The sequence below is a fragment of the Longimicrobium sp. genome (genome assembly GCF_036280135.1).
In the GTDB taxonomy this organism is placed as follows: domain Bacteria; phylum Gemmatimonadota; class Gemmatimonadetes; order Longimicrobiales; family Longimicrobiaceae; genus Longimicrobium.
In genome coordinates, this window is the sequence record NZ_DASURI010000416.1 from 1 (window position 1) to 9,502 (window position 9,502).

8 protein-coding genes are annotated in these 9,502 nt (G+C 72.3%); 1 reads left to right on the top strand and 7 read right to left on the bottom strand.

Annotation, left to right across the window (positions count from 1 at the left end):
• The 7 genes from VFZ20_RS13255 to trxA all read right to left on the bottom strand — a co-directional run.
• Window positions 1-1,685: tetratricopeptide repeat protein (locus VFZ20_RS13255; RefSeq protein ID WP_329684369.1), on the bottom strand; the 1,685-nt coding region annotated here is incomplete at its 3' end.
• 100 nt (window positions 1,686-1,785) lie between these two features.
• Window positions 1,786-1,929 (bottom strand): hypothetical protein, encoded by a 144-nt coding sequence (locus VFZ20_RS13260; RefSeq protein WP_329684370.1) that lies wholly within the window; start codon window positions 1,927-1,929, stop codon window positions 1,786-1,788.
• Window positions 1,930-2,462: 533 nt separating this feature from the next.
• Entirely contained in the window at window positions 2,463-4,241 is a 1,779-nt protein-coding gene (locus VFZ20_RS13265) for a diguanylate cyclase (protein ID WP_329684371.1), read from the bottom strand.
• Between the two features lie 91 nt (window positions 4,242-4,332).
• The gene (locus VFZ20_RS13270; protein WP_329684372.1) at window positions 4,333-6,138 is read right to left on the bottom strand and encodes a diguanylate cyclase; all 1,806 of its coding nucleotides are present in this window, start codon (window positions 6,136-6,138) and stop codon (window positions 4,333-4,335) included.
• A 398-nt stretch (window positions 6,139-6,536) separates the two neighbouring features.
• Window positions 6,537-7,388, bottom strand: a complete 852-nt coding sequence (gene rsmI, locus VFZ20_RS13275) for a 16S rRNA (cytidine(1402)-2'-O)-methyltransferase (protein ID WP_329684373.1) — start codon at window positions 7,386-7,388, stop codon at window positions 6,537-6,539.
• A gap of 2 nt (window positions 7,389-7,390) precedes the next feature.
• The gene (locus VFZ20_RS13280; protein WP_329684374.1) at window positions 7,391-8,368 is read right to left on the bottom strand and encodes a hypothetical protein; all 978 of its coding nucleotides are present in this window, start codon (window positions 8,366-8,368) and stop codon (window positions 7,391-7,393) included.
• Between the two features lie 217 nt (window positions 8,369-8,585).
• Entirely contained in the window at window positions 8,586-8,921 is a 336-nt protein-coding gene (trxA, locus tag VFZ20_RS13285; RefSeq protein ID WP_329684375.1) for a thioredoxin, read from the bottom strand.
• A gap of 137 nt (window positions 8,922-9,058) precedes the next feature.
• Between trxA and mce the strand changes: the two genes are divergently transcribed.
• Window positions 9,059-9,466 carry a methylmalonyl-CoA epimerase gene (mce, locus tag VFZ20_RS13290; protein WP_329684376.1) on the top strand — a complete coding sequence of 136 codons (408 nt, stop codon included), beginning with the start codon at window positions 9,059-9,061 and terminating at the stop codon, window positions 9,464-9,466.
• The last annotated feature ends 36 nt before the right edge of the window (window positions 9,467-9,502 follow it).

Consider the following 9,502-nt stretch of genomic DNA (forward strand, 5'->3'; position numbering starts at 1 on the left):
CCGTCGTACGCCGCCAGGGCGTCCTCGCGGCGGCCCAGCGCGTGGCGGGCGCGGGCCAGGTTCACCCACGCCTCGGGGCGTACGGGGTCCAGGTCCAGGGCGCGCAGGTACGCCGGCTCCGCCTGCACGGGGCGGCCGGAGCGCAGGTAGCACTGGCCCAGGTTGAACCACACCTCCGGGTACGGCGGCGACAGCTCGATGGCCCGCAGGTAGTCGCGCTCGGCCTCGTCCCAGCGTCCCAGCTTCTGCAGGATGGTGCCGCGGTCGTTGTAGTACTCGGAGTAGTTGGGGTCCATCTCCATGGCGGCCGTGAAGTACTCCAGGGCCGTTTCGTGGTCGCCCGTCTGCCCGTAGACCTGGCCGGCGTTGTACAGCAGGACGGAGCGGTGCAGCCGGTGGCGCTCGGGGGGCAGGTTCTCGTCCAGGCGCGCCTGGTTCTGGTGCGAAAGCTCCGCCGCCTCGCCCGACGCGCCCTGCCGAAAGCGCACGTACGCCAGGCCGTTGAGCAGGAAGCCCGTGTGAAAGGCGCGGTCCGCCGGTTCCAGCTCCGCCTTCTCCACCTCGTCCAGGGCGCGGCGCAGGTACTCCTCGCCCTTCTTCATGTCGCGCCGGGGCAGGTGCCGGGCGTGCAGCATGGCCACCACGTACAGGGCGTGCACGCGGTCCAGGGGGTCCGTCAGCCACCCCAGCCCCTCCGTCTCCATCACCCGCAGGGCCTCGTCGGCGTGGCCGTTGGTGATGTAGACGATGCGCAGGTTGCTCACCACCTTGGCGCGCCGGTAATACGCGCCCGGCTGGTCGAAGACGGCCAGGTTGTCGCGGACGAACGGGAGGTGGCGGTACGCGTCCTCGTAGTAGCCCAGGTGGGCGTGGATCCCCAGGGCCAGGGCGTGCCAGTCCGTCGCGCGGTCCGTGCGCCCGGCGGCCGTCCACAGGCGGATGACCTCGTGGGCGTGCATGGTCACCCACATGGTGTCCGTGCTCACCCACGCCTCCAGCTCCGCCGCCCGGCGCGCGGCCTCGTCCGGGTGCAGCCGCTCCTCGGGCCCGGCGGGCAGCTCCCGCCGCACCCGCTCCACGGGGGCAAAGCGGCCCAGCTCGTCCGCCACGGCGTCACCCTGGCCGGGGTCCACGGCCACGAGCAGCTGCAGCCCCAGCGCCTCGCCCCGGCGCCGCAGCAGCTGGCGAAAGAAGTGGCCGACCAGCGCCCCGCGGCGGTCGAAGCCGTCGCAGGCCAGGGCCCAGCGCCCGCCGCCGGTGCGCGCGTGCCAGGCGTCCAGCAGGTCCACGATGCCCTGGGGAATGCGGTAGGCCCGGTCCTGCGCCCAGTTGCGCACGCCCTCTTCCTTCTCCGCCGTCTCCGTGAGCGTCACGTGGCGCGGGCGCACGCGCAGCCGCAGGTCCGGCAGCACGGCCGTGAGCTCCGTGTCGTGCTGGACGAACAGGTCCGGCGCCCGTGACTCCAGCTCGGGGAGCAGCTCGCGCATCCACGTGTTCAGCCCGCCCCACAACCCCTCGCGCTCCGCGTCGCAGGGCAGCAGCCACGCGGCGGCGGCGCCCGCGCGCGCCGCGCCGGCCCAGCCGCGCAGCAGGTCGCGCCGGGCGGCGCCGGGTGCCGCTTCCAGCACGATCACGCGGGCGCCGGACGCGGAAGGCGAAAACGGGAGCGGCGGGATGACGTTCATGGAGTCCACCGGTGCGCGGAGGTGAGCGGGGCGTCCGTCTCCAAACGAGGTCCGGGTGGACCGGCCGGGCTCCCGGCCGATCCACCCCCGCGGTGCCCGATCAGCAGCCGCAGTTGATGTTGATGTTCTGGTCCGGATCGCACGAACCGCCGTACAGGGCCGCGAGCGTTGCCGCGTCGTAGCCACCGTACGGATCGAACGTCTCGAACTGCGACTGCTGTCCGAAGGGGCTGAACGGATCCATGCTCCACCTCCCGATGTGGGGTGATAGGGTGAACGCAACAGCACCCAATCATTAAACGACGAATTTGATAAACGCAAGCATCTCGTCTCGCGGCGGTGCGTGGGGGTTCCCCGGGCCGGAACGCTCGCCCGGGAACGCGAGGGAACAGATGGAGCGTGCCCACGGGGATCTGGCTTCGCGCCTGCCGGCGCCCGGCCCGGCGGCGATAGATCCGCGACGAGAAGCGGCCCCGGCGATGTTCGCCGGGGCCGCCGATTGGGAGAAGGAGCCGGGAGGGCCGCGTACCTGGAGAGGGCCGGCTCTCCTTACTCCAGATCGACCGGATCCCGTGCCCCGGAGCCGGCCTGTCGCCGTGCGGGCGAGATCCTTCGTCGCCGTCGGTCCCGCGGGGATCGAGACGTCCGCGGCGTTTGCCCGGGGTGGCCCTTCCAGGCGCAGGACGACGCTTCGGCAAAGGACGGCGCTGCCCGCGACCGAAGTTGTTCAACGACAGGGTGACACGTCCCGGGACGCGAGGTTCGCCGGACCCGTCTTCAGGCGAGGACGCGGTTGCGGCCGGCGTGCTTGGCGGCGTACAGGCGCACGTCCGCGGCGGCCAGCAGCGCGTCGGGCGCATCCGCTCCCTCGTGCAGCCCCGCCACGCCGATGCTCACCGTGACGGCGATGCCCGGGCGGATGGACGACCAGTCGTGGTCCGCGATCAGCCCCCGCAGCCGGTCGCACAGCGTCACCGCGTCCGCCGACCTGGTTTCGACGAGGATCAGGCAGAACTCCTCGCCGCCGTAGCGCGCCACGACGTCCACGCCCCGCGTGTTGTCGCGCAGGATGCGCGCGACCGTCCGCAGCACCTCGTCGCCCACGGCGTGCGTAAAGCGGTCGTTGATCTGCTTGAAGTGGTCGACGTCCACCATCGCCACCGTCAGCGCGCGCCCGAAGCGGAGGGCGCGCTCCCACTCCGTGGCCAGCTGCGCGTCCAGGTGCCGGCGGTTGGAGACACGCGTGAGCGCGTCTTCCCGCGTCTGCCGCTCCAGCTCCGCCGCCTGCGCGCGAAGCTGGTCCAGCAGCCGCGCCTTTTCCTCGTCCGCGCGCGTGAGTGCCTCGTTCCTCTCGCGCAGCAGCTCGGCCTCGCGCTGCGTCTGCTCCACCTCCGCGCGGACGAGGGCGTGCTGGATGCGGGCGTTGGTCTCGTTCCCGTAGACCTCGCGCCACACGGCGTGGAACGCGCGGTGGTGCTCCAGCGCCCGCGCCGCGTCGCCCAGCTGCTCGTACGCCCGCGCCAGGGCCTCGTGCGCCGCGTGGACGTGCTGCCGCGCGCCCTGCTCCTCCGCCGAGACCAGCGCCGCGCGCAGGTCCGCCAGCCCGTCCGGGGCCTCGCCCGTCCGCACGCGCAGGGCGCCCAAGCGCATCAGCACCTCCGGCAGGTAGATGCGCGACCCGGTGCGCTCCAGCAGCGCGCGGCTGCGCTGGTAGCACGCGAGAGCCCGCGCGTCCTCGCCCCGGCGCTCGTGGATGCGGCCGATGTCGCACAGGCAGCTGGCCTCGTCCGCGTGGCTGCCGCGGGCGGAAAGACGCGTGTAGGCGCGCTCCAGAAACTCCAGCGCGCGCTCGTCCTGCCCCAGGTCCAGGTACGCGTTCCCGAGGTTCACCAGGCACACGTCGGCCGAGTGCGGGTCGCCGCGCTCCTGGATGGTGAACGCCCGCCGCATGTGCTCGATGGTGCGCTCCGGCTCGCCCATCATGCCGTGGATGATGCCGATGTTGATCAGCGGGTACCCCATCCCGGTCTCGTCGCCGATCTCCTCGCGCAGCGCCAGGCTGGCCTGGTGGTGCTCCAGCGCCCGGCCGTAGTCGCCCAGCAGGTGGTACACGCTGCCGATGGAGCCCAGCGCGAGCGCCTCGGCCATCCGGTCGCCCTGCTGGCGCGCGAGCTCCAGCGCCGCGAGGTGCAGCCGCATGGAGTCCACCTGCCGCCCCGCCAGGCGGTTGACGGAGCCCAGCAGGTTGAGCACGTCCGCCCTGCCCCGTGTCTCTCCCGCCTGGTCCAGCAGGTCCAGGGCGAGCCGAAAGCGCGCGTCCGCCCCCGTGAGGTCCGACTGGAAGTAGAACTGCTGCGCGCCCAGCGTGCGCAGGGCCAGCGCGACCCCGACGGGGTAGTCCGCCGCCTGGGCCAGGCGCAGCGCCTCCCCGGCGAGCGCCGCCGCGCGCGCCTGGTCGCTGAAGCGCAGGGGCCACGCCTCGTCCGCCAGCGCGTCGATGCGGGCGCGCGCCTCGACGTCGGCGGCGGATACCGGGACGGCAGGGACTGGATCCACGGGAATCTCCACAGATCGGCACAATGAAAGCGGTCATAATGGACGGGTTTGGCGCGCAGGTGGACAGACCCGCGCGGATCCCCGGTTCAGCTCAGGCGAGGACGCGGTTGCGGCCGGCGTGCTTGGCGGCGTACAGGCGCACGTCCGCGGCGGCCAGCAGCGCGTCGGGCGCATCCGCCCCCTCGTGCAGCCCCGCCACCCCGATGCTTACCGTCACGGCGATCCCGGGGCGGATGGACGACCAGTCGTAGTCCGCGATCAGCCCCCGCAGCCGGTCACACAGCTTCGCCGCCTCGGACGATCGGGTCTCCACGAGGATCAGGCAGAACTCCTCGCCGCCGTAGCGCGCCACGACGTCCACGCCCCGCGTGTTGTCGCGCAGGATGCGCGCGACCGTCCGCAGCACCTCGTCGCCCACGGCGTGGCTGAAGCGGTCGTTCACCTGCTTGAAGTGGTCGATGTCCACCATCGCCACCGTCAGCGCCCGGCCGAAGCGCAGGGCACGCTCCCACTCGGTGGCCAGCTGCGCGTCCAGGTGCCGGCGGTTGGACACGCGGGTGAGCGCATCCTCCCGCGTCTGCCGCTCCAGCTCCGCGGCCTGGTCCCGCAGCCGGTCCACCAGGCGGGCCTTTTCCTCGTCCGCCTGGCGCAGGCGCCCGTACGCGGCCGTGAGCTCGTCGTTCTTGCCGCGCAGGATCTCGGCCTCGCGCTGCGCCTGCTGCACCTCGGCGCGGACCAGCACGCTCTTGATGCGCGCGTTGGTCTCGGCGTTGAACACCTCGCGCCACGCCGCGTGAAAGGCGCGGTGGTGGCGCAGGGCCGGCTCCAGCGCGCCGCGCTGTTCGTAGACCTCCGTCAGCGCCTCGTGCGCGGCGTACACCTGCGGGCGCGCGCCCAGCTCCGACACGGTCTCCAGCGCCGCGTGCAGGTCCGCCAGCCCCGCGTCGCCCTCGCCCATGCGCACGCGCAGGGAGCCCAGGCGGATGAGCGTCTCGGCCTCGAACATCCGCGCGCCCAGGCTGCGCGTCTTTTCCAGGCTTTGCCGGTAGCACGCCAGGGCCGCGTCCAGCTCGCCGCGCCGCTCGTGCACCCGGCCGATGTCGCGCAGGCAGGTGGCCTCGCCGTCCAGCGAGCCCGTCTCGCGCAGGCGCACGGCGGCGCGCTCCATGTACTCCAGGGCGCGCTCGTCGTCGCCCAGGTCGGCGTAGGCGCTGCCCACGTTGAGCATGGAGATGCCGGCGGCCTGCGGATCGGCCCCCTCCTTCATCTCCAGCGCCTGGAGCATGTAGTCCAGCGCGCGCTGCAGCTCGCCCAGCTGGCCGTGGATGTTGCCGATGTTGTTCAGGCAGTACGCCACGCCCACGCGGTCGCCGATCTCCTCGCGCAGCTTGAGGCTGTCCTGGTAGTAGTCCAGGGCCTGCCCGTAGTCGCCCAGGTGATAGGCTACGTTGCCCAGGGCGTTGAGCGAGTGTCCCTCGCCCATGCGGTCGCCCAGGCCGCGCTGCATCTCCAGGGCGCGCAGGTGGCAGCGCATGGCGTCGGCGTACTCGCCGCGGCGCCAGTGCACGTTGCCGATGCCGTTGAGCACGTCGGCGCGGCCGCGGGCGTCGGCGGCCTCGTCCAGCAGGGACAGGGCGCGCCGCAGGTCGTGCAGCGCGCCCTCGTAGTCTCCCCGGGCCAGGTAGCGGTGAAATCCACGCGTGCGCAGGGCCAGGGCCATGCCGGCCTTGTAGCCCTCCGCCTCGGCCAGGCGCAGCGCCTCGTCCGCGAGCACGGCGGCGCGGGCGGCGTCCTGCGCGCGCGTGTCCCAGGCGTGCGCGTTGAGCGCGTCCACCCGCGCGCGGGGCGATGCGTCGTCCGCCGTCGTGGAGCCGGCGTCGTGCCGGGGTGCGTCCATCCTGGCGTCCGTGGACATCGTGGCCGCGGAGAAGAGAAGGATGAAGGCGGATTCGTATCCGCGGGCAAATGGAGTTTGGCGGTGCGGCTTGTCCGGACCCGCGCCGGAGCGACTGAAGTCGCCGCAACGACCGCGGAAAGCCTCGCAAACTGCCGCGAGGCTTCAACTACGTAACCCCGGCACGGGCAGGATGTTGCGATGGAGCGGCATCGCGGGGCGCCCCACCCGCGCGTCGGCTCGCGACCTCCCGCACTGCGCGGGAGAGGTGTCACGGGACCCGCTTCGGTGTACGACGCCCGACCCTCGCTGGGGCAGTCCGCGCAGGCGGACTTCGCGACTTTCCAGCGGCGAATTCATTCGCTCCGACTGGAGCCCGGCCCAACTTCGAATCCGCCTGCCTACCCCTCCTGCGCCTCCGCGGCCTCCTGCGCGATGCGGTAGGCGTCGTTACGGGAGATGCCCATCCGCCGGCGCAGCTCCTTGGCCACGGCGCTCGCGGACTGCCCCTGCCCCAGCAGCGCCCGGGCAATGGAGTGGGCCGCGAGCGCGTCCACCTCCTCCTCGCGCTCCGCGTCCTTCGGCCGGCCTTCCACCACGACGACCACCTCGCCCAGCACCTCGGCGTCCTCGTAGCGCTCCGCGCCTTCGGCCAGGGTGCCGCGCCAGAACTCCTCGTGCAGCTTGGTGAGCTCGCGGGCCACGCACACGCGCCGCTCCCCGCCCGCGGCCTCCGCCAGGTCGCGCAGCAGCCTGCCCACGCGGTTGGGCGACTCGTAGAGGACGACGGCGCGCGGCGAGGCGGCGATCTCCTCCATCATCTCCGCCCGCGACCCGCCCTTGCGCGGCGGAAAGCCCAAAAAGCTGAACGTCCCCGCGTCGATGCCGGACGCCACGAGCGCCGCCAGCAGCGCGGACGCGCCGGGGATGGGCACCACGTCGTAGCCGGCCTCCACCACCTCGCGGACAATGCGCGCGCCGGGGTCGGAGAGCAGCGGCGTGCCGGCGTCCGTCACCAGGGCCACGTCGCGCCCCTCGCGCAGGATCTCCACGACAGTGCCCGCGCGCGACGCCTCGTTGTGCTCGTGGGCGCTGATCATCCGGGCCTGGATGTCCAGCAGCTTGAGCATCACGCCCGTGCGGCGCGTGTCCTCGGCCAGGACCACGTCCACGGCGCGCAGGGTGTCCACGGCCCGGCGGGAGATGTCGCCCAGGTTGCCGATGGGCGTGCTGACGATGAAGAGCGATGCCACGTTCAGATGGAAAGAGCCCAGGGAAGCCGCGCGAAGAACCCGTGCTCCTGCAGCACGAACCGGCTGTCGCGCCCCACCTTTTCCACCACGCCGGCGGGATCCACGCCGTGGTGGTCCGCCGCGGCGATGAGCACCTCCGTCATCCACCGCGCCACGCCGTCCGTCAGCTTTTCGGGAGACGCCACGGGGTCGCCCATCACCCGCCCCTCGGGGGTGATGTCGAACGAGGCCACCACGGGGTGCTCCAGCGCCGCCAGCCCCTGCCCCCGCTGCACGATGCCCAGCGCCGTCTCGCGCCCCGTGGCCAGCGCCACCTCGCGCAGCGTTCCGCCGATGATGCGCCGGTACAGGTCCACGAAGCCCGGCCCCGCCTGCACGGGGAGCGCGTCCAGCGCGGGGTACAGCCCCACGGCGAGCCCCGCGCCCAGGGTGAACAGGCCGCGCAGGAAGTCGGGGATGGGCATGGACTCGTCGCGCTCCGTGAACCAGCCCGTCCGAAAGCCGCCGTCCTGGAAGACGAGGTAGTGCTTGCGGCCCCCGTCGCACAGCTCCAGCACGCCGGAAAAGCCGCGCTCGCGCAGCTTGGGAAAGAGCAGGTCCGGCCGCGCGGGGTCCACTTCGGTCGACAGCGGCAGCGGCTCGTGCACCACGGTGCTGAGCATGGCGCGCAGCTGGTCTTCCGACGCGCCGTAGTAGCCGATCTGCCCGCCCTCGCCGCGCTCGCTTTCCGTGGCGCACAGGCGCAGCACCTCGCTGAGCGCGGCGGGGCCGCGGCCGGCGGGGGTAATGCGGGCCGCGAAGAACGGCTCGCCCTGGCGCATGAAGATCATGAAGCAGCGCTCGCCCAGCTGCACGGCCACGAAGCCGGGCACGCGGGCCTGGCGGTCGCGCTTGCCGTCGCTGAGGATGCCGGGGAGGTTTACGTAGGCCAGCTTGGTGCGCGGCAGGTACGCGCTGTCCCAGGGAAACCGGTAGATCATTGTCGTGGTGGGGCGGGGCGAAGACGGAGCGGCCTGAAGGTCCCTTGAATTCACGCCGCGAAAGTCACGTTCCGTGCCCAAACGCAAGCTGTTTGGCGCGAGTCACTTGCCCGCGGACGCGCGCGGGCGCCCGCCGCAATCCGCAACCCGCGGCCGCAGAATGCGAACGCGGGCCGGGCGCGCCGCGGGGGCGCGCCCGGCCCGCGCTGCCGTTCCGTCAGACCGCCAGGTGCTCCTGGATCTTGCGCTCCAGGGCCTGCTTGGGCACGGCGCCGATCACCTGGTCCACCACCTTGCCGTCCTTGAAGAACAGGACAGTGGGGATGGAGCGCACGTTGAACTGCGAGGCCGTGCGCTGGTTGCTGTCCACGTCCAGCTTGCCCACCGTCACGCGGCCGCTGTACTCGTCCGCGATCTGCTCCACGAAGGGCGCGATCAGGCGGCACGGGCCGCACCACTCGGCCCAGAAGTCCACCATCGAGAGCCCGTTGTTGTCGGCGATCTCCGACTGGAAGTTGCCGTCGGTGATTTCCTTGATGTTCTGTCCCGCCATGTCTGCCTTCCCCGTTCGGGGCGCTGGGGTCGCCAGCGCCCGGTGCGGTAGCCGCGCCCGGCCCTCCGGGCTATCCTCCTGTCGCGGCTGACTCAAGAATGTTGCCGATCCATCCACACCAAGCCCACGAGAGGCCGATGACGGAGCACGCGCTGGACCACGTTGGAATCGCGGTGCACTCGCTGGACGAATCGCTTTCCCTCTTCGAATCTATCACGGGGCACAAGGGGTACGGCCGGGAGCGGGTGGAGTCGCAGGGCGTGGAAGTGATCTTCCTGGGCCACGGCGACGGCCGACTGGAGCTGCTGGCCCCCACCCGCGACGACTCGGCCGTGGCCAAGTACCTCGCGAAGCGGGGGCCGGGGATGCACCATCTGTGCTACCGCGTTCCCGACGTGGCCGCCGAGCTGGCCCGGCACCGCGCCGAGGGCCGGCAGCTCATCGACGAGGCCCCCCGCCCCGGTGCCGCCGGGCACCTGGTGGCGTTCCTGCATCCGCGGGGCACGGGCGGGGTGCTGGTGGAGCTGCTGCAGGGCGGCCACTAGGGAACAGGTGATAGGGAATAGGGAATAGGGAATAGC